Origin of the sequence: Pseudomonas sp. MAG002Y (assembly GCF_019400845.1) — a bacterium.
Classification (GTDB): Bacteria; Pseudomonadota; Gammaproteobacteria; order Pseudomonadales; family Pseudomonadaceae; genus Chryseomonas; species Chryseomonas luteola.
The window spans coordinates 291,885-318,048 of record NZ_WOEJ01000003.1; the positions used below are offsets into that span (position 1 = coordinate 291,885).

The 26,164-nt window shown below is 59.9% G+C and carries 25 protein-coding genes; 16 read left to right on the plus strand and 9 right to left on the minus strand.

Going from position 1 to position 26,164, the window contains the following annotated elements; translation table 11 throughout:
- Positions 1-94: 94 nt before the first annotated feature.
- Together GM154_RS06570 and GM154_RS06575 are read left to right on the plus strand one after the other, a co-directional pair.
- Entirely contained in the window at positions 95-763 is a 669-nt protein-coding gene (locus GM154_RS06570) for a glutathione S-transferase family protein (protein WP_074821277.1), read from the plus strand.
- Between the two features lie 85 nt (positions 764-848).
- Complete coding sequence (locus tag GM154_RS06575; RefSeq protein WP_010796532.1) at positions 849-1,724, plus strand: NAD(P)-dependent oxidoreductase; 876 nt, start codon at positions 849-851, stop codon at positions 1,722-1,724.
- Between the two features lie 41 nt (positions 1,725-1,765).
- Here GM154_RS06575 and argH read toward each other — a convergent pair whose 3' ends face one another.
- Positions 1,766-3,160, minus strand: a complete 1,395-nt coding sequence (gene argH, locus GM154_RS06580; RefSeq protein ID WP_219651456.1) for an argininosuccinate lyase — start codon at positions 3,158-3,160, stop codon at positions 1,766-1,768.
- A 142-nt stretch (positions 3,161-3,302) separates the two neighbouring features.
- Here argH and GM154_RS06585 point away from each other — a divergent pair, with 142 nt between their 5' ends.
- From GM154_RS06585 to GM154_RS06620, 8 genes are all read left to right on the plus strand, one after another.
- Positions 3,303-4,379, plus strand: a complete 1,077-nt coding sequence (locus GM154_RS06585; RefSeq protein WP_125888131.1) for a sensor histidine kinase — start codon at positions 3,303-3,305, stop codon at positions 4,377-4,379.
- 4 nt (positions 4,380-4,383) lie between these two features.
- Complete coding sequence (locus GM154_RS06590) at positions 4,384-5,130, plus strand: LytTR family DNA-binding domain-containing protein (protein WP_010796535.1); 747 nt, start codon at positions 4,384-4,386, stop codon at positions 5,128-5,130.
- Between the two features lie 108 nt (positions 5,131-5,238).
- The gene (gene hemC / locus GM154_RS06595) at positions 5,239-6,201 is read left to right on the plus strand and encodes a hydroxymethylbilane synthase (protein ID WP_230382228.1); all 963 of its coding nucleotides are present in this window, start codon (positions 5,239-5,241) and stop codon (positions 6,199-6,201) included.
- Positions 6,198-6,959: a uroporphyrinogen-III synthase gene (locus GM154_RS06600; RefSeq protein WP_219651458.1), complete on the plus strand. Its 762-nt coding sequence runs from the start codon at positions 6,198-6,200 to the stop codon at positions 6,957-6,959. The genes hemC and GM154_RS06600 overlap by 4 nt, the downstream gene beginning before the upstream one ends.
- A 23-nt stretch (positions 6,960-6,982) precedes the next feature.
- Complete coding sequence (locus GM154_RS06605; protein ID WP_308460597.1) at positions 6,983-8,152, plus strand: uroporphyrinogen-III C-methyltransferase; 1,170 nt, start codon at positions 6,983-6,985, stop codon at positions 8,150-8,152.
- Positions 8,149-9,360: a heme biosynthesis protein HemY gene (locus GM154_RS06610; protein ID WP_219651460.1), complete on the plus strand. Its 1,212-nt coding sequence runs from the start codon at positions 8,149-8,151 to the stop codon at positions 9,358-9,360. The genes GM154_RS06605 and GM154_RS06610 overlap by 4 nt, the downstream gene beginning before the upstream one ends.
- A gap of 160 nt (positions 9,361-9,520) precedes the next feature.
- Positions 9,521-10,030 carry a disulfide bond formation protein B gene (locus tag GM154_RS06615; protein WP_037030661.1) on the plus strand — a complete coding sequence of 170 codons (510 nt, stop codon included), beginning with the start codon at positions 9,521-9,523 and terminating at the stop codon, positions 10,028-10,030.
- Between the two features lie 162 nt (positions 10,031-10,192).
- Positions 10,193-10,699 (plus strand): Rsd/AlgQ family anti-sigma factor, encoded by a 507-nt coding sequence (locus GM154_RS06620; RefSeq protein WP_010796541.1) that lies wholly within the window; start codon positions 10,193-10,195, stop codon positions 10,697-10,699.
- 63 nt (positions 10,700-10,762) lie between these two features.
- On the opposite strand, the gene GM154_RS06625 is transcribed toward GM154_RS06620, so the two are convergent.
- Together GM154_RS06625 and GM154_RS06630 are read right to left on the minus strand one after the other, a co-directional pair.
- Entirely contained in the window at positions 10,763-11,590 is an 828-nt protein-coding gene (locus GM154_RS06625; protein ID WP_219651462.1) for an aldo/keto reductase, read from the minus strand.
- 76 nt (positions 11,591-11,666) lie between these two features.
- Positions 11,667-12,596: a LysR substrate-binding domain-containing protein gene (locus GM154_RS06630; protein ID WP_219651464.1), complete on the minus strand. Its 930-nt coding sequence runs from the start codon at positions 12,594-12,596 to the stop codon at positions 11,667-11,669.
- 110 nt (positions 12,597-12,706) lie between these two features.
- Here GM154_RS06630 and GM154_RS06635 point away from each other — a divergent pair, with 110 nt between their 5' ends.
- Entirely contained in the window at positions 12,707-13,786 is a 1,080-nt protein-coding gene (locus GM154_RS06635) for a tartrate dehydrogenase (RefSeq protein ID WP_074821298.1), read from the plus strand.
- Between the two features lie 61 nt (positions 13,787-13,847).
- Here the strand turns inward: GM154_RS06635 and znuB are convergent, their stop codons facing one another.
- The 3 genes from znuB to GM154_RS06650 are packed head-to-tail and all read right to left on the minus strand — an operon-like array spanning position 13,848 to position 15,878.
- Positions 13,848-14,633: a zinc ABC transporter permease subunit ZnuB gene (gene znuB, locus GM154_RS06640; protein ID WP_219651466.1), complete on the minus strand. Its 786-nt coding sequence runs from the start codon at positions 14,631-14,633 to the stop codon at positions 13,848-13,850.
- Complete coding sequence (gene znuC, locus GM154_RS06645) at positions 14,626-15,396, minus strand: zinc ABC transporter ATP-binding protein ZnuC (RefSeq protein ID WP_010796546.1); 771 nt, start codon at positions 15,394-15,396, stop codon at positions 14,626-14,628. Before znuC ends, znuB begins: the two co-directional genes overlap by 8 nt.
- Positions 15,393-15,878 carry a Fur family transcriptional regulator gene (locus GM154_RS06650; RefSeq protein ID WP_010796547.1) on the minus strand — a complete coding sequence of 162 codons (486 nt, stop codon included), beginning with the start codon at positions 15,876-15,878 and terminating at the stop codon, positions 15,393-15,395. The genes znuC and GM154_RS06650 overlap by 4 nt, the downstream gene beginning before the upstream one ends.
- A 65-nt stretch (positions 15,879-15,943) precedes the next feature.
- Between GM154_RS06650 and GM154_RS06655 the strand changes: the two genes are divergently transcribed.
- Positions 15,944-16,888 (plus strand): zinc ABC transporter substrate-binding protein, encoded by a 945-nt coding sequence (locus tag GM154_RS06655; RefSeq protein WP_374940301.1) that lies wholly within the window; start codon positions 15,944-15,946, stop codon positions 16,886-16,888.
- Positions 16,889-16,959: 71 nt separating this feature from the next.
- On the opposite strand, the gene GM154_RS06660 is transcribed toward GM154_RS06655, so the two are convergent.
- Positions 16,960-17,910: a homoserine kinase gene (locus tag GM154_RS06660; protein WP_219651468.1), complete on the minus strand. Its 951-nt coding sequence runs from the start codon at positions 17,908-17,910 to the stop codon at positions 16,960-16,962.
- A gap of 122 nt (positions 17,911-18,032) precedes the next feature.
- Positions 18,033-18,314 (minus strand): DUF2782 domain-containing protein, encoded by a 282-nt coding sequence (locus GM154_RS06665; RefSeq protein WP_010796550.1) that lies wholly within the window; start codon positions 18,312-18,314, stop codon positions 18,033-18,035.
- Positions 18,315-18,386: 72 nt separating this feature from the next.
- Between GM154_RS06665 and polA the strand changes: the two genes are divergently transcribed.
- Positions 18,387-21,128 carry a DNA polymerase I gene (gene polA, locus GM154_RS06670; RefSeq protein WP_219651470.1) on the plus strand — a complete coding sequence of 914 codons (2,742 nt, stop codon included), beginning with the start codon at positions 18,387-18,389 and terminating at the stop codon, positions 21,126-21,128.
- 425 nt (positions 21,129-21,553) lie between these two features.
- Here the strand turns inward: polA and yihA are convergent, their stop codons facing one another.
- Positions 21,554-22,198 (minus strand): ribosome biogenesis GTP-binding protein YihA/YsxC, encoded by a 645-nt coding sequence (yihA, locus tag GM154_RS06675; protein ID WP_074821308.1) that lies wholly within the window; start codon positions 22,196-22,198, stop codon positions 21,554-21,556.
- A gap of 149 nt (positions 22,199-22,347) precedes the next feature.
- Here yihA and GM154_RS06680 point away from each other — a divergent pair, with 149 nt between their 5' ends.
- The 3 genes from GM154_RS06680 to GM154_RS06690 all read left to right on the plus strand — a co-directional run bounded on the left by GM154_RS06680 (position 22,348) and on the right by GM154_RS06690 (position 26,146).
- On the plus strand, positions 22,348-22,953 hold the full coding sequence (locus GM154_RS06680) for a cytochrome c (RefSeq protein WP_219651471.1): 606 nt from the start codon (positions 22,348-22,350) through the stop codon (positions 22,951-22,953).
- A 216-nt stretch (positions 22,954-23,169) separates the two neighbouring features.
- Positions 23,170-23,799 (plus strand): thiol:disulfide interchange protein DsbA/DsbL, encoded by a 630-nt coding sequence (locus GM154_RS06685; protein ID WP_010796554.1) that lies wholly within the window; start codon positions 23,170-23,172, stop codon positions 23,797-23,799.
- A 256-nt stretch (positions 23,800-24,055) separates the two neighbouring features.
- Positions 24,056-26,146, plus strand: coding sequence for a GGDEF domain-containing protein (locus GM154_RS06690; protein ID WP_219651472.1), 2,091 nt, complete (start codon positions 24,056-24,058; stop codon positions 26,144-26,146).
- The last annotated feature ends 18 nt before the right edge of the window (positions 26,147-26,164 follow it).

Below are 26,164 nucleotides of genomic sequence, written 5' to 3' on the forward strand. Positions count from 1 at the left end.
CGGGCGAAGCCTTGTACAAGAAAAACTTTTCACCGACGCATTGGGCGTCTACGGTTATCTGGCTTATCTGTCCAATGCCTTGGAGGCATGTCGAATGCTCAAGCTCTATGGGTTTCCCGTCAGCAACTACTACAACATGGTCAAGTTTGCGTTGCTCGAAAAGGGGCTGGAATTCGAATCCGTCACGGTTTTCCCCAGCCAGGACGAACAGTTTCTTACCATCAGCCCCTGCGGCAAGGTGCCGGTGCTGGAAACCGAACATGGCTTTATCAGCGAAACCAGCGTGATTCTCGAGTACATCGAGGAAACCCAACCGGGAACGCCGCTGTTGCCGACCGATCCGTTCGCGCGTGCCCGCGTGCGTACCCTCATGCGCGAGATCGAACTCTATATCGAGCTGCCGGCGCGTCAGTGTTACCCAGAGGTATTCTTTGGCGCCAAGGTCGACGAAGCCATCAAGGAAAAGGCCCGTCACGAATTAAGATCCGGTATCGCCACGCTCAAGCGGCAGGGGGCGTTCTCGCCTTATGTGGCAGGCGATACGCTGACCCTGGCCGATGTCTACTTTCTCTACAGCATCGACCTTGCCCGTGGGGTTGCCGAGCAATTGTTCAGCCTTGACCTTATGGCAGGCTTTCCGGCTGCCCAGTCGCTGCTGGATCGCCTGAAGCAGAACGCCCATGTGCAGCGGCTGTATGAAGAAAAGGCCCAATCCATGAGCAGTTTCCTGGCCATGGTTCGCAAGCGTCTGGAAAGCGCCTGACCCAAGCGTTTTGTCGGTCGCAGGGCACGCCTGTCTGGCATGATGGTCAATCCAGCACTTAGCCATCAGCAACGAGGACATTGTCATGCGTATCGGATTCATCGGTTTGGGTGGAATGGGCAAGGGCATGGCCGGCAACCTGATCAAGGCCGGCCATGAGGTCCTGGTCTGGAATCGCTCGCAGCAGGCGGTTCAGGAAATGGTCAGCCAGGGTGCCAAGGCCGCCAGCGAGCCCGCGGACGCATTTGATGCCGAGGTGGTGGTGTCCATGCTGGCGGACGATGCCTCTACCCGCGCCGTCATTCTCGACAGTGGCGCGCTGGACCGTGCCCGCGCGGGGGCAATCCACCTCAGCATGGCCACGCTGTCGGTTGCCTTTGTAGCCGAATTGATCGAGCGTCATGCCAAGGCAGGCGTCGACTACATCTCCGCGCCGGTCTTCGGGCGTACCGATGTGGCCGTAGCCGGCAAGCTGAACATTGTGGTGGCCGGCCCGCAGGCTGCGGTGGATAAGGTCCAACCGTTGCTGGATGCCATGGGCCAAACGACATGGCCGCTGGGTGAGGACCCGCTACGGGCCAATATCGTCAAGATTGCCGGTAATTTCATGCTGGCAAGCGCTATCGAGACGATGGGCGAAGCGTCCGCCTTGACCAAGAGTTATGGCGTCGAGCCAGCGGATCTGCTGAATATCCTCACCAACACCCTGTTTGCGGCACCGGCTTACAAGAATTACGGAGCGATGATTGCCGAGCAGCGCTTCGAGCCGGCTGCCTTCAAGCTGACCCTTGGCCTGAAGGATGTCGGGCTGGCGCTAAGTGCCGGTCAGGCGAAGAACGTACCGCTGCCGTTTGGCAGTGTGCTGCGGGATAACCTGCTGGAAGCCGTTGCCCAGGGCGAGGGGCATCTGGACTGGTCTGCATTGGGCGGTCGTGCGCTCAAGCGCTCCGGGCAGGCATAGGCAGAGCAGGGCGCCATCACGTGTATGGCGCCCGTTCCGGTTTACCGGCTCGCCAGTAATTCCCGGCCGCGCTGAACGGCGGCGCGGACCTGCGCCGGTGCGGTGCCGCCGATGTGGTCACGGGCGTTGACCGAGCCTTCCAGGGTGAGGACGTCAAACACGTCCTGCTCAATCTGATCGCTGAAACGGCGTAGTTCTTCCAGGCTCATCTCGGCCAGATCCTTGCCGGAGTCCACTCCATACTTCACGGCGTGTCCCACGATCTCGTGGCAATCACGGAAGGGCAGCCCCTTGCGCACCAGATAATCAGCCAGGTCGGTAGCCGTGGAGAAACCACGACGGGCGGCTTCACGCATAACGTCGCGCTTGGGCCTGATAGCCGGGATCATATCGGCAAAGGCGCGCAGGGAATCACGCAGCGTGTCGGCAGCGTCGAACAGCGGCTCCTTGTCTTCCTGGTTGTCCTTGTTGTAGGCCAGGGGCTGGCCCTTCATCAGCGTCAGCAGGCCCGTCAGGGCGCCAAACACCCGGCCCGTCTTGCCACGCACCAGCTCCGGTACGTCCGGGTTTTTCTTCTGCGGCATGATCGAGGAGCCCGTGCAGAAGCGGTCGGGCAGATCGATGAACTGGAACTGGGCGCTCGTCCACAGTACTAGCTCTTCAGAGAAGCGCGACAGGTGCATCATGGCCAGCGAGGCAGCCGAGCAGAATTCGATGGCGAAGTCGCGATCGGATACACCGTCCAGCGAATTGCCGCCAACGGCCTCGAAGCCCAGCAGCTCACGTGTGATCTCGCGTTGGATCGGGTACGTGGTTCCGGCCAGGGCGGCGCTGCCCAGCGGCATGCGGTTCACGCGCTTGCGGCAGTCCACCAGACGCTCATGGTCGCGTGACAGCATCTCGAACCAGGCCAGCAGGTGATGCCCGAACGTCACGGGCTGCGCGGTCTGCAAATGGGTGAAGCCGGGCATGATGGTGTCGGCTTCACGCTCGGCCTGCTCCAGCATACCCTGCTGCAAGCGGGTGATCTCCGCGAGGATTACATCGATCTCGTCGCGTAGCCACAACCGAATGTCTGTCGCGACTTGATCATTTCGGCTGCGACCGGTGTGAAGTTTTTTACCAGTGATGCCGATACGGTCAGTAAGACGGGCTTCGATGTTCATGTGCACGTCTTCGAGATCGACGCGCCATTCGAACTGGCCTGTCTCGATTTCGTGCTGGATCTGGTTCAGTCCGTCTGCGATGGCGTCGCGTTCGGCATCCGTCAATACACCCACTTTGGCCAGCATGGTGGCGTGAGCGATGGAGCCCATGATGTCGTGGCGGTACAGGCGCTTATCGAAGTCGACCGAAGCGGTAAAACGTGCGACGAAGGCGTCGACGGGTTCGCTGAAGCGACCGCCCCAGGATTGATTGGTTTTTTCGTTGCTCATTGGTGGGCTCGCAAATGGCACTGAACGTGAATGGACGTAACGGGATGATAACAGCCTTGCGCTGGTGCAACGTGCACCACAGTTATCCCGTTAACTTTAAAACAACCTTGCCGTTCGTCGGATAGTAGTAAACACTTTGACCATGCCTATCAAATACCTGACCAAGCGCCGGCCTGCCCCGGTCGATGAGTTTTTCGTACCGGAGCTATGCGAGTCGGAAGCCCTGCTTGTCCTGATTGTGCTGGCGGAACTGCTGGTCCTGGTGCTCGTTTTGGCCGATCCCCTGACCACATCCTTCAACTGGGTACGGTTGGCGCTGGTCTCGCTGTTCGTGCAATGGAACGTGCTGCTCTCGGCCGCTGTTCTCTGCCGTTTGCGGCCTTTTCTGGCACGCCTGAAGCCGGCATTGGCTGGAGTTATCTGCTGCGCCCTGGTGGTGGGGCTGACCCTGGCCTGCACTGCCGTGGCTGACTGGCTGGAGCTGGCCGGCCCTATGCAGCAGTCCGGCGAGGTCAAGCTGTATGAGCGGCATGCCCTTATTGCGCTGATCATGTCGGCCCTGATGCTGCGGTATTTCTATCTGCAGAGCCAGTGGCGGCGCCAGCAGCAGGCCGAACTCAAGGCACGGATCGAGTCGCTTCAGGCCCGTATCCGTCCGCATTTTCTATTCAACAGTCTCAACAGTATTGCCAGCCTGATCGCCATCGACGCCGACAAGGCTGAACGTGCCGTGCTAGACCTGTCCAGCCTGTTCCGGGCCAGCCTGTCCAAGCCTGGAACACGGATTCGCTGGTCGGAAGAGCTGGAGCTGTCACGTCGCTACCTGGAGATCGAGAAGCTACGCTTGGGAGATCGTCTTCAGGTCGACTGGCGCATCGATGGTGTGCCGGATGATCTGCCGATCCCGCAGTTGACGCTGCAACCGCTTCTGGAAAACGCCTTGATTTACGGGATTGCGCCGCGGATCGAGGGTGGATGTGTGGTGGTCGAGGCGACCTATGTCGCAGGGATATTCGAATTATCGATGAGCAATCCATTCGATGAGCAGGCCGAGCAACATCCTCGGCCGCCAAAAGGTACGAAACAGGCTTTAACCAATATCGAATCGCGACTAACGGCACTTTTCGGCCCGGGAGCGAGTCTCAAAATCGAACGCCGTGACCAACGGCACATAACCTGTCTTCGCTATCCATGCGAGCGACTCACGCAGGAAGCCTGAGCCTATGAACGTCCTAATCGTCGATGACGAACCGTTGGCGCGCGAGCGTCTGGCCCGTCTGGTTGGGCAACTAGACGGCTATAAAGTCTTGGAGCCCTCCGCCAGCAATGGCGAAGAAGCGTTGGCCCTGGTCGAAAGCCTGAAGCCGGATATCGTATTGCTCGATATTCGTATGCCAGGTCTGGACGGGCTACAAGTAGCTGCCCGACTATGCGAGCGAGAAGCACCGCCTGCGGTTATTTTCGTAACCGCCCATGATGAATTTGCACTGGAGGCCTTCAAGGTCAGTGCCGTGGGGTATCTGGTCAAGCCGGTACGCCAGGAAGATCTTGAGGAGGCCCTGAAAAAAGCCGAACGCCCTAATCGCGTTCAGCTGGCTGCACTGACCAAGCCGCCGTCCAGCGGCGGTCCGGGGCCGCGCAGCCATATCAGCGCCCGGACCCGCAAGGGCATCGAGCTGATTCCGCTGGATGATGTCGTTTATTTCATTGCCGATCACAAATACGTGACCCTGCGTCACGGCAACGGTGAAGTCCTGCTGGACGAGCCGCTGAAGGCGCTGGAAGACGAGTTCGGTGACCGGTTCGTCCGTATCCACCGCAATGCCCTGGTGGCGCGGGAGAGGATCGAGCGCTTGCAGCGTACGCCGCTGGGCCATTTCCAGCTGTATCTGAAAGGGCTCAATGGCGATGCGTTGACGGTCAGCCGACGACATGTAGCCGGTGTACGACGCCTGATGCAGAACCTGTGACGCTGAGGGGCAGGACCTGCCGTTCTGTGCGCACGGCGCGCGGACGATTGGTCTTGCCTATCAGGGCGAAAGCGGCTTGCGACAGGAGAGCCTGTTATCATTCCGGTCATGTTTCAATCCCGGAATAGGCTCATGAACCGCGAGATTCGCATTGCCACGCGTCAAAGTGCGCTTGCCCTGTGGCAGGCCGAGTATGTAAAGGCCCGTCTGGAGGCAGCCCACCCGGGGTTGCACGTCAGTCTGTTGCCGATGACCAGCCGGGGCGACAAGCTGCTCGATGCACCGCTGGCGAAGATTGGTGGCAAGGGCTTGTTCGTCAAGGAGTTGGAAACGGCGCTGCTCGAAGGCGAGGCCGACATTGCCGTGCATTCCATGAAGGATGTGCCGATGGAGTTTCCCGAAGGCCTTGGGCTCTACGCCATCTGCGAGCGGGAAGATGCACGCGATGCCTTCGTTTCCAACACCTATTCCAGTCTGGCGGATCTGCCGGCCGGTAGCATTGTGGGTACTTCCAGTCTGCGCCGTCAGGCCCAGCTGCTGGCCCAACGCCCAGACCTTGAGATCCGTTTCCTAAGGGGCAACGTCAATACGCGCCTTGCCAAGCTGGATGCAGGCGATTATCACGCCATCATTCTGGCAGCGGCCGGGCTGATCCGTCTGGGCTTTCAGGACCGCATCCGTGAATCTATCAGTGTCGAAGACAGCCTTCCGGCAGGTGGACAGGGCGCGGTAGGCATCGAGTGCCGCACGGACGATGCCGAAGTCCACGAACTCCTGAAGCCGCTCCATCATCTGGAGACCGAGCAGCGCGTCATTGCCGAGCGCGCCATGAACCGCCATCTCAACGGCGGCTGCCAGGTGCCCATTGCCTGCTATGCCATCCGCGAAGGCGAAGAACTCTGGTTGCGTGGCCTGGTGGGTCAGCCGGATGGCACCCTGCTGCTGCGCGCCGAGGCGCGGGGATCGGTTATCGACCCGTCTGCATTGGGTATCCAGGTTGCGGATGAGCTACTTGCCCAGGGCGCCGGTGACATTCTACGGGCCGTTTACGACGAGGCTGCCCAGCCATGACGGCCTGGCGGCTGCTTCTGACCCGCCCGGCCGAAGAGTGCATACCTCTGGCGGCTGCACTGGACGAGCGGGGCATTCACAGCGCCAGCCTGCCGTTACTGGCCATCGAGCCGCTGCCTGAGACACCGGAGCAGCGCACCCTCATGCTGGATCTGGACCGCTACAAGGCGGTCATCGTGGTCAGCAAGCCGGCCGCCCGGCTCGGCCTGGAGCGGCTTGACCGGTACTGGCCGCAGCCGCCTATTAACCAGACCTGGTTCGCTGTAGGCGCCGCCACGGCGGATATTCTCGAAGCCTATGGCCTTTCGGTCATCACGCCCGACCAGAGCGAAGACAGCGAGGGCATCCTGGCCTTGCCGCAGCTTGATCAAGCCTTGCAGGAGGCTGATCCCCGCGTGCTAATCCTGCGGGGCGAAAGTGGCCGGGAAACCATGGCCGACACGCTGCGTGAGCGAGGCGTGCAGGTCGACTACCTTGAGTTGTACCGGCGCGTATTGCCGGATCATCCACAAAATGCCCTGACCGAGTGCCTTGCAGCGGAACGCCTCAATGGCATCATGGTCAGCAGTGGGCAGAGTTTCGCGCACCTGCGTACCCTGGCCGGCTCTGCATGGCCGGACGTGTGTTCGGTGCCGCTGCTGGTACCCAGCGAGCGTGTGGCCGAGCAGGCCCGCGCGGCCGGTATCCAGCGTGTCATTACCTGTCATGGCGTCAGTACCGCTGCGGTACTGGCGGCGCTTGAAGAGCATCATCCTTGAATAACCGATCAAAGGAAGGACTTGTGAGCGAAACAGTCACTCCCACTGACGATGCCGTACCGGCATCTGGCGAGACCGTCAACGCGACGCCTCCACCTGCCCCGACTCCGGAAAAGCCCCGGCGTGGCAGTGCCGGGCTGGCTCTGCTGGCATTACTGGTAGGTTCTGCTGGCCTGGCGGCAGGTGGCTGGAGCCTCTGGCAGACACGGACCCTGCATGAGCAGGATCATGCCCAGCTGGCTCAGCTTGAAGATGCCCGTAGCCTGACGCGTCAGGTCGAGCAGCGTGAGCAGGCTCTGGCCGCTCAGCTGGAAAAGCTGCCCAATGCAGAAGATTTCGAAAGCCGCCGCCGGCTGATGAGCCAGCTGCAGGCCGACCAGCAGCACCTGGCCCAGCAATTCAATGAAGTGGTTGGGCAGAGCCGGCAAGTCTGGCGCCTGACCGAGGCCGAGCACCTGATGCGCATGGCCACGCTGCGCCTGACAGCGTTGCAGGATGTGCCCAGCGCGCAAAACCTGCTCCAGGCGGTCGATGAGATTCTCAAGTCGCAGAACGATCCGGGCGCCTTTGCCGTGCGCCAGCAGCTGGCGAGCAGTCAGCAGGCGCTGCGCCAGCTGCCGGATCTGGACCGCACCGGCCTGTTCGTTCAGCTGTCCGCTTTGCGAGATCAGGTACAGACGCTTGAGCCGCTGCCGCCGCGCTTTGTGCACCCCGAAGGGGATCAGCCCGGTGTCCAGGCCAGCGAGGAAAGCACGAACCGCTTCGTGCGTGCCTGGCAGCGCCTGCGCGAGCGTGTTTCCGGCTATTTCCGGATCGATTTTTCGGCGGACAAACCCATCAAGCCGCTGCTGGCTGAGGAAAGCCTTGCCCAGGTCCGCCTGGCCATGAACCTGGCCCTTGAGCAAGCTCAGTGGGGAGCACTCAATGGCAACCAGGCGGTTTACCAGCGTGCGCTGACCCAGGCGCAAGGCGTTCTTGAGGCTCACTTCAATAGCCAGAACGCTGAAAGCCGCGCGGTTCGTGAGACCTTGAGCGAGCTGGCGGACAAGCCTGTAACGCTCAATCCACCGGATCTCAGCCCGACGCTGTCGGCTCTTCAGGCGTATATCGCCCGCCGTCAGCAACCTAAATCGACTACTTCTGCCCAGCCTGCACCCCCGGCTGCGTCGCCTGCCCAGGAGGAGCAACTGTGAAACGACTGACTCTGCTGTTCCTATTTGCCGTACTGGTTGCCCTCGGGGTAGCCGTCATCATGGCGGATGAGCCAGGCTATGTGCTGTTCTCCTACAACAGCTTCCGTTACGAATCGAGCTTCTGGGGGTTCCTCGCCCTGATCGTAGCGGCCGTGATCGTCCTGTACCTGTTGCGGCTGGCCTTGTCGGCCCTTGGCGTTTCGGGCCGAGTGGTCAATCCCTGGTCGCGTTACAACAAGCAGCGCCGTGTCGCCCAGGCCGCTCATCGTGGTCAGCTGGAGCTGGCTGAAGGTGACTGGTCGTCAGCGCTCAAGCACCTGAAGACTGCAGCGGAAAGCGATGCACACCCGCTGACTCACTATCTGGGTGCCGCCCGGGCTGCCAACGAGATGGGTCAGTACGAAGAAAGCGACGCGCTTCTGCAGAAGGCCCGAGAGCGCGAGCCCCATGCCGATGTGGCCATCGGTCTGACTCAGACTCAATTGCAGATCCATCGGGCGCAGTATTCCGAGGCACTGGCAAGCCTGGCGCCTTTGCATGCAAAGTATCCCAAGCATCCCTACGTACTCTCACTGATGCAGCGCCTATATGTGACCACGCGTGATTGGCCGGCACTGATCGGCCTGTTGCCGGAGTTGCGCAAACAGCGGGTTCTGGGCGAATCGGAATTAAGTGATCTTGAGCGCCGCGCCTGGTTGGCCTCGCTGGATGAGGTTAGCCCCATTGGCGATGAGGCACCTACACAGGCAATAGCGCGCCAATGGCAGCAGGTCCCCAGTGCGCTGAAAAGCGACGTGGAAATCGCCCATGCCTACGCGGCTCGTTTGCATGAGCTGAACCGAGAGGATGATGCCGAGGACGTACTGCGTGCTGCCATCAAGCGTAATTACGACGACCGGTTGGTCCGCCTGTATGGCTACATCAAGAGCCGTGACCCGGCCAAACAGCTGCAGTTGGCCGAGGGTTGGCTGCGCAACCGTCCAAACGACCCCGTTCTGTTGCTGACGCTGGGCCGTCTGTGTCAGACCAACCAACTCTGGGGTAAGGCGCGGGATTATCTTGAGGCCAGCCTGAGCGCCCAGCGCACACCCGAGGCCTGCGGTGAATTGGCACGTCTTCTGACCCATCTGGGCGAGACGGATCGCAGCAACCAATTGCTGCTGGAAAGCACCGGCAGCCGCCCGACTCCTCCGGCGCTGCGGGCCTAAGAGGTGTTTATGCAGGGTCTGGTGCGCTTCTTCACGCCAGATCCTTTATCCCCCTTGCAGCACCTCTCATCCGCCCTACCGCGTATAAGCTGCTTTACTTCGCTTGAAAGGCCGCAACGCTTTCACTACCGTAGCGACCTCTATTTCTTTTGGAGCCGTCCTGCTCGTGACTAGCCCGCGTTTTATTTTTTCGCTAATCGCTATTGCTTGCGCCGTGCTCATGGCCGCCGGCCTTTACCTTGAGCACGTCCTCGGCCTTGAACCCTGCCCGCTCTGTATCGTCCAGCGGATATTCTTCATCATCGCCGGCATCCTGGCGTTCATCGCGGCCCTGCATAATCCGGCTACCCGCGGCCAGCGTGTCTATGCGGTCCTGATCTTTCTGTCCTCGGCCCTGGGCGCTGCGACCGCCGGTCGGCAAGTGTGGCTGCAGACGTTACCGGCCGACCAGCTGCCTGCCTGCCTGCCCAGCCTGGATTACATGATGCAGGCCCTGCCATTCCAAGACGTTGTGCGCCTGGTTCTGCATGGCACAGCCGATTGCGCCGAAGTGAACTGGACATTGTTTGGCATGAGCGTGCCGGAGTGGAGCCTGCTGGCCTTTACCGGCTTTATTCTGCTTTCGATCTATCAGTTTTTCCGCCGCTCCCGTGGTGTCATTGTCCGATAATCGGAATGCCGTTCAGCAGGTCGCAGGGGTTGCAGTCGATCACTGAACGGCACTACTCTGCTTCGACGGTGTCCGAACAGTCTCTGGTTGGATTAACCGGGTCGAACGCCTTACGACGAAGACCGTCGGGGCTATTGTTTCGCCGCTGAGGAAGAGTTCGTCATGCTTGAACGTTGCCGAAATGCACAAGAACGTTGGGGTGGGGTGCACCAGATGATCGATCGCTGGTTGCAGGAACGTCAAAAACTGGTAACGGCATATCAAGCCCTGCAGCTAGAGCCTCAGTTGGCTCCGATGGTAAACCACAAGGGCCTTGAGCAGCTGTGCGATCTGCTCGTGGACTATGTATCGGCAGGGCACTTCGAAATCTATGAGCAACTGATGAACGAGGCAAAGGCCTTTGATGATCAGCGTGCCATGGAATTTGCCCATACCGTTTATCCACGCCTGCAGGCCTTGACCGAGGCTGCCCTGAATTTCAATGACCGTTGCGACAGTGGCGACTGTCATGAGCCGGCTCGCCTGCTGGTTGAGCTGCAGCAACTGGGCAAACTGCTCGATGAGCGCTTCGAGCTTGAAGACTGCCTGATCGAAGTGCTGCACAATTCGCATCAGTTGCAGCCAATGTCCACGCCCGGCGTGGCCGCGTCCCAACAGCCGGTCTATTGAGTGACGCTCTGATCGATGCGTATGAAAAACCCCGCCTAAGCGGGGTTTTTTGTGCCCGATGGATTAGCAGAATTCTGCCGGATCCGGGCCCAGGCGCTTGCCTTCATCCAGAGCGGCGATCTTTTGCATGTCATCGCTGTCGAGGCTGAAGTCGAAAATATCGGCGTTTTCGCGGATACGCTCGGGGTTGGTGGATTTGGGAAAGATGATTGAGCCAAGCTCGACATGCCAGCGCAGGATGACCTGAGCAGGCGTCTTGTCATGCTTTTTCGCCAGTTCCTGGAACAAAGGATGCTTGAGCAGCTCGCCGCCCTGAGCCAACGGGCTCCAGGCTTCGGTCAGGATATTCTTCTGACGGTTCACTTCGCGCAGGGCATTTTGCTGCAGTAGCGGATGAACTTCGATCTGATTCACCACTGGGGTTACGCCGGTTTCCAGAATGATCTGCTCCAGATCTTCCTGGCGGAAGTTGGAGACGCCTACCGAGCGAACGCGACCCTCTTCACGCAGGCGCAGGAACGCTTTCCAGGTATCCAGAAACTTGCCAGCCTTGGGGCAGGGCCAGTGAATGAGGTAGAGGTCTACGTAGTCCAGCTTGAGTTTGGACAGGCTCTCGTCAAAGGCCTTGAGGGTTTCGTCGAAGCCCTGGCGCTCGTTCCACAGCTTGGTTGTCACGAAGAGTTCGCTGCGGTCGATGCCGGATTCGGCGATGCCCTGGCCTACGCCTTCCTCGTTGTTATAGGCAGCCGCTGTATCGATGTGGCGGTAGCCCATTTCGAGGGCTGAGCGGATCAGCTGGGGCGCTTCTTCGTTCGGGGTTTTCCAGGTACCCAGGCCGAACTGGGGAATATGGTGACCGTCATTGAGTTGAAGGCTCGGAATCGAGGACATGATTACTCCTGTGTCGAGATGAAGGGAGTCGTATATTTCCGGCGGTATCGGTGATACGACCGGGGAGGAGCCGTTTCTATCCCGGCGCGTTACGAACGGGCTCAGGAGCATGGGGCAGACGCGCCTCCAACGCCTGGGTCAGATAGCGGACAAAGACCTTGATACGGCGAGGCACGTGCCGGCGGTACGGGTAGACCGCGTAGATGTCGGCACGGGGTGCCTCGTACGCGGTCAGCAGCGGCAGCAAGGCGCCCGAGGCGAGGTGCTCATGGACGTCCCACCAGGAGCGCAGAATCAGGCCATGGCCGTCCAGCGCCCATTGCAGGGCAACTTCTCCATCATTGCTCGACAGGCTGCCGCTGACCTTGTGGGCGTACTCACGGCCCTCCTTATGGAAGCGCCAGATAGCGTAGTCGCTGCCATCCTGGCGCAGCACGATGCAGTTATGTGCACTCAGCTCGGATACCTCATGGGGCGTACCGGCGCGGCTCAGATAGGCTGGAGAGGCACAGAGCAGGCGCGAATTGCCCAGCAGGCGATGGCCGACCAAGCGTGAGTCCGGCGGCTCGCCCATGCGAATACCGATATCCATGCCCTGGTCTAGCAGGCTGAGCGGCTGGCTGGTCAGCTCAAGGGATAGCTCGACATCAGGGTACTCCTGGGCGAAGCGAGACAGGACAGGGGCGAGGTGGCGTCGCCCAAAGCCAAAGGTTGCGTTGATTCTGAGCTGCCCGCGCAAGGTCTGGCGTTGGTTGCCCAAGGCGCTTTCTAGCTCCTCCAGCTGCTGGAGAATCGGCCGGGCGCCCTCCAGGTACAGCTCACCTTCTGCCGTCAGGTCAAGCCGTCTCGTCGTGCGTTGTACCAGCTGAACACCCAGGCGCTGTTCCAGCTGCGTCAGGCGCTTGCTTACTGCAGGGAGTGACAGCCCCAGCTCACGCGCCACGGCGGTAAGGCTGCCCCGTGTGGCGACGCGCTGGAAAAAGCTGAGGTCATCGATGGCGGACATGCAATTCTTTACCTGAATTCAATAATGGCTTTCTTCAAAGGCGAATTGTGCGGATCGGAGGAGTGAATAACACTGGCCGGACTGTGTATCAACTACAAGAGGATTCGCCCATGAGCACGCCCTGTTACCGGATTGCAGTCATTCCCGGCGATGGCATCGGCAAGGAAGTCATGCCTGAGGGCATTCGGGTCATGGATGCCGCTGCAAAGGCATTCAACCTGACACTGCAATGGGACTGGTTTGATTTTGCCTGTGCGGATTACTACGTGAAGCACGGCAAGATGATGCCGGACAACTGGTTCGAACGGCTCAAGGGCTACGACGCGATTTACTTTGGCGCGGTGGGCTGGCCCGAGGTGGTTCCTGATCATGTCTCCTTGTGGGAGTCGCTGCTGAAATTCCGCCGTGACTTTGATCAGTATGTGAATTTGCGTCCCTGCCGCCTGATGCCGGGCGTGAGAAGCCCGCTGGCCAACCGCAAGCCGGGTGATATCGATTTCTATGTGGTGCGCGAGAATACCGAAGGCGAATACTCCAGCATCGGCGGCAAGATGTTTGCTGGCACCGAGCGCGAAGTGGTCATGCAGGAAACGGTTATGAGCCGTATCGGGGTTGATCGCATCCTCAAGTTCGCCTTTGAACTGGCGCAGCGGCGTCCGAAGAAACACCTGACCTCGGCCACCAAATCCAACGGCATTTCCATCACCATGCCTTACTGGGACGAGCGGGTAGAGGCTATGGCGGCAGGTTATCCAGAGGTCAAGGTCGACAAGTACCACATTGATATCCTGACGGCGAATTTTGTGCTGCATCCGGACTGGTTCGACGTCGTCGTGGCAAGCAATCTGTTCGGGGACATTCTTTCCGACCTTGGCCCGGCCTGCACGGGTACGATCGGTATTGCGCCTTCGGCCAACATCAATCCGGACCGCCGCTTCCCTAGCCTGTTCGAGCCCGTCCATGGCTCGGCGCCGGATATCGCAGGCCAGGGGATTGCCAATCCCATCGGGCAGATCTGGTGCGGCGCGATGATGCTGGAGCACTTGGGCCACCATGACGCTGGCGCGGCAGTACTGGCTGCCATCGAGACCGTTCTGGCAAAAGGTCCGGACAATGCACCGCTGACACGGGATATTGGCGGGACGGGAACGACCGAGGCGCTTGGCAAGGCCATTGCCGCGCAGTTCTAAAGAGTGTTCTCTGACCAATAAAAAGCCCCGCCTAGGCGGGGCTTTTCAGTTTCGGTGTAACTTACGCCCGTCTGGGCAGCATAAAGCTGAGCAGGAAGAGCGCTGCGGCCGAGACCACGATGGATGGACCGGCAGGCGTGTCCTGATACCACGACAGCGACAGGCCCAGACACACTGCAATGATACCCAGCACACTGGCGCCAAAGGCCATCTGCTCAGGGCTGCGGGCATGGCGCTGCGCGGCAGCGGCGGGAATGATGAGCAGCGACGTGATCAGCAGGACGCCGACGATTTTCATCGCGACCGCAATCACGATGGCAATGAGCAGCATCAGGGCCATGCGGATGGCCGTAACCGGCAGGCCTTCCACCTGGGCCAATTCCTCGTGGACGGTAATGGCCAGCAGAGGGCGCCAGAGCGCGGCCAGCGCGGCCAGTACGATCACGCTGCCGATCAGAATCCACCACAGATCGCTCTGGCTGACGGCAAGCAGATCCCCAAAGAGATAGCTCATCAGGTCGATCCGTACGTCCTTCATGAAGGACAGAGCCACCAGGCCCAGCGACAGGGTGCTGTGGGACATGATGCCCAGCAGCGTATCGGCGGCCAGGCCCCGGCGGCGCTGGAGCAATACCAGAAGGACAGCCAGAACGACGCAGCCAACGGTAACCGCCAGGGTCGGGCTGACATCGAGCAAAAAGCCCATTGCCACACCGAGCAGGGCTGCGTGGGAAAGGGTGTCGCCAAAATAGGCCATACGTCGCCAGACCACGAACGAGCCCAGCGGCCCGGCAACAATCGCCAATGCAAGCCCGGCGAGCAAGGCGTAAAGAAGAAAATCAGCCATGCTTGCAGTGTTCACCATGGACGTGGGGTTTCATCACGACGCCGCCATGCAGTTCATGGGCATGGTCGTGGTGATGGTGGTAGATCGCGAGGCTGCGCGCGTCCTGGCCGAACAGTTCGACAAAGGCCGGATCGCCGCTGACCTGCTCAGGATGGCCGGAGCAGCAGATGTGATGATTCAGGCAGACGACCTGATCAGTGGTGCTCATGACCAGATGCAGGTCATGGGAAACCATCAGCACGCCACAGCCGTAGCGGTTGCGCAATTGGGTAATGAGCCGATAAAGCTCCGCCTGACCGCTTACGTCCACACCCTGGACCGGCTCGTCGAGCACCAGCAGCTCGGGCTTGCGCAAGAGCGCACGGGCCAGCAGCACGCGCTGCAACTCGCCTCCGGAAATGGTTTGCAAGGGGCTGTCGAGTAAGTGATCTGCACCTACCTCAGCCAGGGCGCTGGCGGCACTTGTACGGTCTACACCCGGCACGAGCCGCAGGAACCGCAGCACAGAGAGCGGAAGCGTTGCGTCTACGTGCAGCTTTTGCGGCATGTAGCCAATCGTCAGGCGTGGCTGACGCCAGACGCTGCCGGTGTCCGGCTTGAGCAGACCCAGCACGGTGCGTACCAGCGTTGTCTTGCCAGCCCCGTTGGGCCCGATCAGCGTGACGATTTCGCCACGCGTGAGGGTCAGGTTTACCTGATCAAGAATGTTCTGCCCGGAAAAGCGCACGCCCACATCGGACAGCTGGATCAGCGCATCGCTCATTGAGCGTCCTGGCAGGCAGAGCAGAGGCCGATGACTTCGACCGTCTGGCCTTCGACCTTGAAGCCGACCGTGCCGGCACCTGCCTGAATAGCCTCATGAATGGCTGGCTGTTCAAGCTCGATCGCCACATGGCAATGGCGGCAAATCAGGAACTGACCCTGGTGGGCATGCCCTGGGTGATTGCAGCCAATAAAGGCGTTCAAGGAGGCGATGCGGTGCACCAAGCCGTTTTCGAGCAGGAAATCCAGCGCACGATAAACGGTCGGCGGTGCAGCCCGGCGGCCGTCCTGCTCGCTAAGGACCGCCAGGATGTCATAGGCCCCGAGCGGCTTGTGGCTTTGCCAGACCAGCTCCAGTACGCGGCGGCGCAGGTCGGTCAGGCGTACACCGGACTTCGTGCACAGCGATTCGGCTTCACCCAGCGCATGGGTGACGCAATGGGAATGGTCATGCGGGCGAGAAGCCAGAGGGATACTCGTCATTGAAATGAGCCGTTTATGAATAGGGACGTTATTATATTGCAAACGTACTGCTTTGAGACCCTTCCGTGATCCGATCCCTGATTGCCGGCGCTCTGTTCGGCCTGACCGCTTTTGCAGCCTCGGCCCATGCCGAGGTCAACGTACTGACCAGCATCAAACCCCTACAGCTGATTGCTGCGGCGGTGCAAGTGGGTGTCGATACGCCCGATGTCCTGCTGCCACCAGGCGCCTCCCCGCACAACTACGCCCTGCGGCCTTCCGACATACGGCGCATCCGCGAGGCGCAGCTGTTCTATTGGGTAGGGCCGGACATGGAAGTCTTTCTCAAGGATGTGCTGCCCGGCCGGGACAAGCCCAGCGTCGCTATACAGGAGCTACCTGATCTGCACCTGCGGCGCTTCGTCAATTTCAGCGCCGAAGCAGATCACGAGCACGAACACGACCATGGCCATGACGAAGCTTTCGAGCACGACCATGACCATCGTCCCGGCTCCATCGATGCGCATCTCTGGCTCTCGCTGAACAACGCACGTGTGATCGCTGCCAGGATGGCAGCTGATCTTTCGGCCCAGGACAGTGCCAACGCCGACCGCTACAAGGCGAATCTGGCAGCCTTCAATCAGCGGCTCGACCGCCTCGATGGCCAGCTCAAGCAGGATCTGACGCCCTTGATCGGCAAGCCGTATTTCGTCTTCCATGAGGCCTTCGACTACCTCGAGGAAGCCTACGGCCTGTCACACCGTGGTGTATTTGCCATCAGTGGGGATGTGCAGCCGGGCGCCCGCCATGTTGCCGCCATGCGCGCCATGCTCAAGAGCGCCGGGCCCACTTGTGTCTTTACCGAGCCGCCGCTGCGCCCGCGTCTGGCCGATACGCTAAGCCAGGGCCTGCCAGTCACGCTGTCCGAACTGGATCCGCTGGGCGCTGATGCGCCAGTCAATGCCTCCGGTTATGAGACGCTGCTGATCAACCTGACGGGCAAGCTGACGGATTGCCTGGGTAAAATTTAGGCAAAGGCGATTTTGACTAGCTGAGTCGTTGAGGCAGGGGCTTCGTACACAGGACGAAGCCCTCGAAAAGCTTACAGCGACAGGGGGAGCCGCAGCGCAACACTCTGGCGCTGGGCGAGACGGTGCTCGAACTCGGCAGGGTCGTGGATCAGCACATCCTGACCGGCAAAGGCCTTGGCGGCAATTAGGCGGGACAGCCAGAAGCGTACGCAGGCAATCCGCAGCATAACCGGCCAGAGTTCGACTTCGAGCGGCGTGAAGCGGCGCTTGGCGGCATAGGCGGCCAGTAATGAGCGGGCGCGCGGCTCGTCGAGCGAGCCGTCTTCGCGGGAGCACCAGTCATTCACCGTGATGGCGAGGTCATAGAGCATCCAGCCTGAGCAGGCATTGTAGAAGTCGATTACGCCAGACAGGTGCGGCCCGTCGAACATCACGTTGTCGCGGAACAGGTCGGCATGCAGGTTGGCGCATGGCAGGCTGGGGTTTCGCTCCTGCAGCGCGCGAATCTCATCCAGTGTGTTATGCAACATCGCCTGGGCCGATTCGGGTAGCTCGTTTGCCAGTTGTGGGCCCTGCTCCAGCATCCAGGCAAGACCCCGGTCGCTTGGGCGCTCGATGATTCGATCGCGTGTTGCCAAGTGGATGCAGGCCAGCAGCGAGCCGACTTCCTGGCAGTGATGAGGGTTCGGTGCGCGCTCATGCTTGCCCGGTAGCCGCGGCTGCAACAGGGCAGGCTTGCCCTTCAGGGTCCGTAGTCCGTCTCCCGCCTCGGTGCGCAGCGCATACGGCACTGGCAAATCGGCTTCATGCAGCACATCCAGGAGCTGGATGAAAAACGGCAGATCGGCTGCCGGACCGCGCTCGACCAGCGTTAGCACGAACTCACCGCCTTCCAGGCTGATAAAGTAGTTGGTGTTCTCGGACCCTTCGGCAATACCGTGAAAGTCGCGCAGGCGGCCAAGGCCATAGTCTGCCAGGAAAGCTTCAAGCGTCGGGCGGTCGAGCGGGGTAAAGACGGACATGGGGTGAAGCTTTCCTCAAAGCGTCATGGACGAGAACGGCCTGCAAGCCGAAAAACGGCGGGCAGTTTACCGCCTGCTGCCGCCTGAGGAACAGCCACCCGTACCGACAGGGCCGAATAAAATCACCAGCGGAAGATTTCCCATTGGGGAATCAGCATGTCGGGCTGGTCCGAGCGGATGAAATTGCTGTCGCCATCGGCGCGCACCAGAAAATACGGCTTGCCGTGCTTGGGAGTGATTTTGATGGCATACAGAAAACCGTTCACGCGGTATTCCTGGATGGTCTTGTCGCCATCATGACGGATAGTCACGTCCGGCTCGGGCGAAGGGTCCTCCTGGGCCAGTACGGGTACGGTAGGGGCAGCTAAAAGACCGATGAGTAAAAGTCTGCTGAGCACTCGCATGGTAACCTTGTCCTTTTGAATAGGTCAGAGGAAATTCTACCTCTAGGCCTCGCGAAAAGGTTGATCTCGCTCATGAGCCAAGCGCCTCTCGTCCTGGTGGACGGTTCCTCCTATCTCTACCGTGCCTTCCATGCCCTGCCGCCGTTGATGACATCGACCGGCCGGCCGACCGGCGCCGTGAAAGGCGTCCTCAACATGTTGCTGTCCCTGCGCAGACAATACCCGGACAGCCCCTTTGCCGTAGTCTTCGATGCCAAGGGCCCAACGTTCCGCGATGAACTCTTCGCCGACTACAAGGCCCATCGCCCGGCCATGCCCGATGACCTGCGCAGTCAGGTCGAGCCGCTGCACGCCTGCATTCGCGCCCTGGGCCTGCCGCTGCTCAATGTGGAAGGCGTCGAGGCGGACGATGTGATCGGCACTCTGGCCCGCAGCTGCGCAGCTGCTTCTCGTCCGGTGGTGATTTCCACAGGCGACAAGGACATGGCCCAGCTGGTCTGCGAACATGTCACGCTGGTCAACACCATGAGCGGCAGCGTGCTGGACGTCGATGGTGTGAAAGAGAAGTTTGGTGTGGGGCCTGAGCACATTATCGACTTCCTGGCACTCATGGGCGACAAGATCGACAACATTCCCGGCGTACCGGGCATTGGCGAGAAGACGGCCTGTGGCCTGCTCAACGGGATTGGCGGCGGCTTGGACGCGCTGTATGCCAATTTGGACAAGGTGGCTACGCTACCGATCCGCGGCGCCAAGTCGCTGGCGGCCAAGCTCGAGCAGCACCGCGATCAGGCGTATCTTTCGTATCAGCTGGCAACTATCAAGATCGATGTTCCGCTCGACGTAAAATTCGATGAGCTGATGCCGGAGGAACCTCACCGCGAAGCGCTGATCGCCCTGTACAAGGAAATGGAATTCAAATCCTGGCTGGACGACCTGCTGCGGGAGGCCAAGGACAGCGGCGAACCGCTGCCACTGGGTGAAAGCGAGCAGGCGACGCTGGAGCTCGATTACCAAACGGTCCTGACCCAGGACGAATTCGACGCCTGGCTGGAAAAGCTGAAGGCGGCCGACCTGTTTGCCCTGGACACCGAAACCAACAGCCTGGACGCTCATCAGGCGGATCTGGCCGGTATCTCGTTCGCGGTAACAGCAGGCGAGGCGGCCTATGTGCCGGTTGCGCACAATTACATGGGGGCGCCCGCCCAGCTTGACCGTGACGCCGTACTGGCTGCGCTCAAGCCGCTACTGGAAGACGAGACCAAGCTCAAGGTCATGCAGCACGGCAAGTACGACAAGAACGTTTTTGCCCGCTATGGCATCACCCTGCGCGGCATTGCCTTCGACACCATGCTCGAATCCTACGTGCTGGACGCCACCGCCACCCGTCATGACATGGACAGCCTGGCGCTCAAATACCTTGGCCATAGCACCATCCGCTTCGAGGACATTGCCGGCAAGGGCGCCAAGCAGCTGACCTTTGACCAGATTGCCCTGGAGCAGGCCGGCCCTTACGCCGCCGAAGATGCTGACGTTACCCTGCGCCTGCATCAGGCCCTCTGGCCCAAGCTGGAGGCCGTTCCGGCACTGGCCAGCGTGCTGAAAGACATCGAGATGCCACTGGTGCCGGTATTGGCGCGTATCGAGCAGAACGGGGCCTATGTGGACCGCGATCTGCTTGGCGTGCAGAGCCGCGAGCTGGGTGAAAAGATGATCGCTTTGGAAAAAGAGGCCTACGAATTGGCAGGCCAGGAGTTCAACCTGGGCTCGCCCAAGCAGCTCGGTGAGATCCTGTTTGTGAAGCTAGGCCTGCCGGTGGTATCCAAGACCGCGTCCGGCCAGCCGTCCACGGCCGAAGCCGTGTTGCAGGAGTTGGCTGATCAGGACTACCCACTGCCCAAGGTCATCATGCAGCACCGCTCGATGAGCAAGCTCAAGAGCACCTATACCGATAAGCTGCCCCAGCAGATCAATCCGCATACCGGGCGCATCCACACCTCCTATCATCAGGCGGTGACGGCGACGGGACGGCTGTCTTCGTCTGACCCGAACCTGCAGAATATCCCGATCCGCACCGCCGAGGGCCGCCGCATCCGTCAGGCCTTTATCGCGCCCAAGGGATACAAGCTGATGGCGGCGGACTATTCGCAGATTGAGCTGCGCATCATGGCGCATCTGGCCCAGGACGAAGGCCTTTTGCATGCATTCCAGAACGACCTGGACGTACATCGTGCCACGGCTGCCGAAGTCATGGGCGTAAGCCTGGACGAGGTAACCAACGAGCAGCGTCGCCGCGCCAAGGCGATCAACTTTGGCTTGATCTACGGCATGAGTTCGTTTGGCCTGGCCAAGCAGATCGGTGTGGATCGCAAGGAGGCCCAGGCCTATATCGACCGATACTTCCTGCGTTACCCCGGCGTGCTGGCCTACATGGAGCGCACCCGCGCCCAGGTCGTGGATCAGGGCTATGTGGAAACGCTGTTTGGCCGCCGTCTGTACCTGCCGGATATTCACTCCAAGAACCAGAACATCCGTCGTGGTGCCGAACGTGCGGCGATCAACGCGCCCATGCAGGGCACGGCGGCAGACATCATGAAGCGCGCCATGGTGCGTGTGGATGATTGGCTACAGCGTTCGGGTATTGATGCCCGCGTCATTTTGCAGGTACACGACGAACTGGTACTGGAAGTACGGGAAGATCTCGTCGAGACCGTACGTGAAGAGCTCTGTCCGTTGATGAGTGGTGCGGCTGAACTGGACGTACCGCTGCTGGTGGAAGCAGGCATTGGCTGTAATTGGGACGAGGCGCACTAAGAAGACATGCAGAAGGCTCCGCTGGGGCTTTTTGCAGCGTTTTATGGCGAAATAATGGCTAAAATGAGCGAATTGGCCAGCATCTTGAGGTTCAGGAATGAGCCTTCGAAAAAATAACAAGCGGTTATGACATTTTTTCGATGAACGGAGAACTTTTGTGAACCCGTTCTGTCTGATTTTGTGAATGGCTTGGAGAAGCCCTTCGATGCTCCTTTGCTGTTTAGTGTTGGCAGATTAACGGACCCCGCCCTAGCGGTCCGAACTTAAACCCCGATCTTTTCCCCTCCCCAATGAAGATCGGGGTTTTTTTTGCGTCCGGAAAAGTGCGGCAGAGGTTTTTGCCTGAACAAGAGCGGTAGCGCTTCGATGGACATGTGCTGCCTGCCTATGGCGCACCCACAATTCAGTGCGCCATGTTCCTGTGCTTATTCCACGTCGCTGGCCGCTTCGTCCTCAAGCAGCCCCAGCCATTGAGCCAACACCTTGTGGGCTTCTTCGATTCCCTGACGCTTGGGAGCCGAGAACAGCTGTACGCTGGCGTTGTCGCCCCAGCCTTTCTTGATGTCGCGCTGCACCTTGAGCAGTGCATTCTTGGCTGCGCCAAAAGCCAGCTTGTCGGCCTTGGTCAACAGAACATGGATCGGCATATGGCTTGCCTTGCCCCAGTCCAGCATCAGGAGGTCGAACTCGGTCAGTGGGTGGCGTATATCCATCAGCAAGACGATACCCACAAGGCTCTCACGGCTGCCCAGATAGGCTTCCAGGTGCTGCTGCCAGTGCTGTTTGAGCGGAATCGGGACCTTGGCATAGCCATAGCCAGGCAGGTCGACCAGACGTCGCTCCTCATCCAACTGGAAGAAGTTGAGCATCTGGGTACGGCCAGGGGTTTTGGAGGTACGGGCCAGGCTGGCATGGGTCAGGGTATTGAGTGCACTGGATTTGCCCGCGTTAGAGCGGCCGGCAAAGGCGACTTCGTAGCCAATATCCGGCGGGCACTGGTCCACCCGGGTGGCGCTGATCTGGTAGGTCGCTTGTTGGCAAAGGCCGATAATAGGGTTTTTAAACGTCATAGTAGGTCTCGATGGCGCCGCAGCGCTGCGACTCCCGCTTTCGCTCAGCGGAGCCGTCTCTATAGAATGATGCAGATTCTGTACGCATAGTATGCCTGGGGTCGAGCAGGCTGGCTTGCGTCCCGTACACAGGCGTAATGGATCGACGGATGAAAACACTGATGGTGAGCCTTTTGCTCACCCTGGGAATCAGCATGACGGCCCAGGCCGCAGGCGATGTTGCCGCCGGACAAAGCAAGTCGATGGTCTGTGGTGCCTGCCATGGTCCCGATGGTAACAGCCCTATACCCAATTTTCCCAAGATTGCCGGTCAGGGCGAGCGCTATCTGATCAAACAGCTCCACGATATCAAGAGCGGCGCCCGGCCCGTGCCTGAAATGATGGCGTTCATGCCAGGCCTGAGCGATCAGGATATAGAAGACCTGGCGGCCTATTTTGCCTCCCAGAAGCCAGTGATCGGCGCCGCTGACCCTGCGCTTGTGGCTGCTGGCGAAGCGCTTTATCGAGGCGGACGTCTGGAGACGGGTCTGCCTGCCTGTACGGGCTGTCATGCGCCGGATGGTGTCGGCAATCGCCAGGCCGGTTTTCCATTGCTTTCAGGCCAGCACGCCGCTTATACCCTCAAGCAGCTGACCGCTTTTCGCGAAGGACAGCGCACCAATGATGGCGAAGCCATGATGATGCGCAGCATTGCCAGCAAGCTGTCTGACCAGGATATTTCAGCCTTGGCAACCTATATTGAAGGATTGCACTAGAGCTGTTTACGGTGCGTCCCATTGGGTGGACGCGTTGAGAAGTTGAATCAAGCCTGAATGTCACGTTAAAAAGCGCCGCAGCAGCCCTCATTTTGGTGGTTATGACCGCTACAATGGCAGACCCCGTCGCATGCTTCGATTGAAGCATGGCTTTATCCGGCGTGGCCTGCCTGCTGCGGGCTTCGCAGCATGGCCTTTCAGCCCAGGAGTAGATTAATGCGTAACCTGATTCTTACCGCTGTATTAGCCTTTTCCGGCCTGTTTGGTACGTTTGCCAACGCCCAGGAGATTGAGGCTGGCAAACAATACACGGAAATGAGCAACCCGGTCCCAGTGGCTACACCGGGCAAGATCGAAGTGGTCGAACTGTTCTGGTATGGCTGCCCGCACTGCTATGCCTTCGAGCCGACGTTGAATGCCTGGGCCAAAAAGCTGCCTGACGATGTGAGTTTCCGTCGCGTGCCGGCCATGTTTGGTGGTGTCTGGAACGTTCATGGCCAGCTGTTCGTGACGCTGGAAGCCATGGGCGTCGAGCAGAAGGTGCATGAGGCGATTTTTGCGACCATTCATAACGGCCAACAGAAGCTGGCCACTCCTGAGGAGATGGCGGACTTTCTGGCCAATCAGGGTGTTGATCGCGAGAAATTCCTGAGCACCTACAATTCCTTCGCTGTGAAGGGACAGGTCGAGAAGGACAAGAAACTGGCAATGGCCTACCAGATCAGCGGCGTTCCGACCATGGTCGTCAACGGTAAATACCGCTTTGACTTGGGTAGTGCAGGTGGTCCGGACCAGGCCCTGCAAGTGGCTGATTTCTTGATCCAGAAGGAACGCGCCGCCAAGTAATACCCTGCCGGGCCTGCCATTCTGGCGGGCCCTTCCAGGCGGCGCTGCTGGCTGGATCTTCTATGCTGCCCAACCAGCTGGCGTAAATCTGTCGCTATTTACAACCTGTATCACACTTCTGCTGTGTACGTTAAAGGCCGGGTTATTTCGGCCGTTACAACTGCCATGAACCTTATCGAAGCGATACAACCTGTGGCGTCTGCTAAAACATGCATAACGCTTTAGATTTACCCATGCTCTTTTCTCGGGGCCTGACATGAGCCAGGACGATCTCGAACGCTGGAAAAACAAGTACCTGGAGGTCGTCGAGCGCCAGGAAGAAGTGGAGGCGCGCTGGGAAGCGCGTCTTGACCTGGTACGCCGCGGCTTGACCCGCACCAGTATCGCAGCCGAAGGCAACGACAAGGCTGTGGATGAGTGTCTCCATGATCTGCGCAATATCCTGCGCCATGAGAACATGGACGACGAGCTCTCACGCATGATCCCGCGTCTGGAGAAAACTGTACTCGAGTCGGAGCGTCGCCGTAGCGAGCGCGCCGAGCATGCAGCCAAGGCCTTTGCGGACCTGTCTCATATGCTGATGGCGCTACCGCTGCCTCGGGATATCCGCAAGTCGCTGAAGCGCTTTGCCAAGAAGGCGGCCAATTCAGCCGAGCAGCCAGGTGATTTCCCCAAACTGGTGATCGAGTTGAGCCGACTGCAGCGTCAGGCCCTGGAGGCTCAGGCCAATGCCCAGCCCCATAAGCCTGGTTTTCTGGAGCGGCTGCTGGGTAAGGGAAAGGAGGAGGCGCCTGTTGTTGCCAAACCCGTACCGGCCCGGCATGACGAGGCGGATGACGAAGACGACCTGGATGACGAGCCGGCTTCGAACGCTGCCGACCTGCCAGTGGTTGCGGAGCCCGCTACGCCTGAGCAAGTCGTACTGCCCGTAGCAGAGGTGCCTCAGCCCTCGCCTATCACTGTGCCGATCGAGGGAGCCAGCTCTGCGGGCGAGCAGGAACCGCTTGCCGAGCCTACTGCTCAGGCTGCGCCGATTGCTGCCATCGCACCGGATGTACCCAGCGAGACGCCAGCCAGCACAGCCGTTGAGGCTGAGGCCGATAAGCTTGAGGTCGCTGAGCCTACAGAAACTGCTATTGAAACCGCTACTGTCGAAGACGAGAAGCCCGCCGAGCTAGAAGCCGCAGTAGAAGAGCCGTCTCAAGTCATGGAAAGTGCTGAGGCCGAGCAGCCCGAAGCGGACACGACTGACGCCACGCCAGACGAGTCCCATTTTGATCTGCCACCACCGCCAGAGCCTGGATACAGCGCTATCGCTCCGCATATCGAGGCGACGCTGATTCATCTATTGGACGAGCTGCAGCTGCCGGATAGCCACAAACCGCAGGCTGAAGCCTTGCGACAGCGCATGTTCGGACGGTTGAACTGGTATGAGCTGGTGCCGTTGCTGGATGACCTGTCGGGCCTGGTGCTTTCACTCAACGACCAAGGCCATCGCGAGTTCGAGGGCTATCTCAAGCAGCTCAATCAGCGCCTGGACAGCTTCCAGAATCACCTGCAACAGGTCAACGAAGGCCATGACGAGGCTCGTGAGCAAGAGCGCTCCTTCAGCGAAGAGCTCCGTGAGCAGGTCAGCGACCTGCAGACTCATGTGCAGGAAGCCGCTGAGCCGGATAATGTGAAAAGGGCGCTGGAAAGCCGCCTGGATGGCATGCTGACTCACATGGAGCAGTATCAGCAGCAGCGTGAGGCGCGCGAGCTGGAAATGGCCGAGCGGCTGAAAACGCTTTCGGAGCGTGTGGTCAGCATGGAGCAGGAGGCCAACGACTATCGCTCCCACGTCGAAGAGCAGCGCAAGAAAGCTCTGACCGATCCGCTGACCGGCCTGCCTAACCGTGCGGCCTGGACCGAGCGCCTGGATGCCGAGGTCTCGCTCTGGCAGCGTTACCACAACAGTCTGCTGCTGGCGGTGATCGACGTGGATCACTTCAAGCGGGTCAACGATGATTTCGGCCATCTGGCGGGAGACAAGGTGCTCAAGATCATCGGTACCCAGTTGAGCAAGAAGTTACGGCGGACCGACTTTATCGCTCGCTTCGGTGGAGAGGAATTTGTCGTCCTGTTGCCTAACACGTCCATGGAGGAGGGTGAGCCCCTGATTCAGGCCTTACGTGCAGCCATTGAAGCCTGCCCGTTCCATTTCAAGGGCGAGCGCGTCACCATAACCTGCTCGGCCGGCCTCACGGCGTTTCAGATAGGCGAAGGCAGCAAGCAGGCTTTCGAACGTGCGGATCAGGCGCTTTACCGCGCCAAGCGCGGAGGGCGGAACCGAATCGAGCTGGCCTGACGGCCTGCCATACCCTAC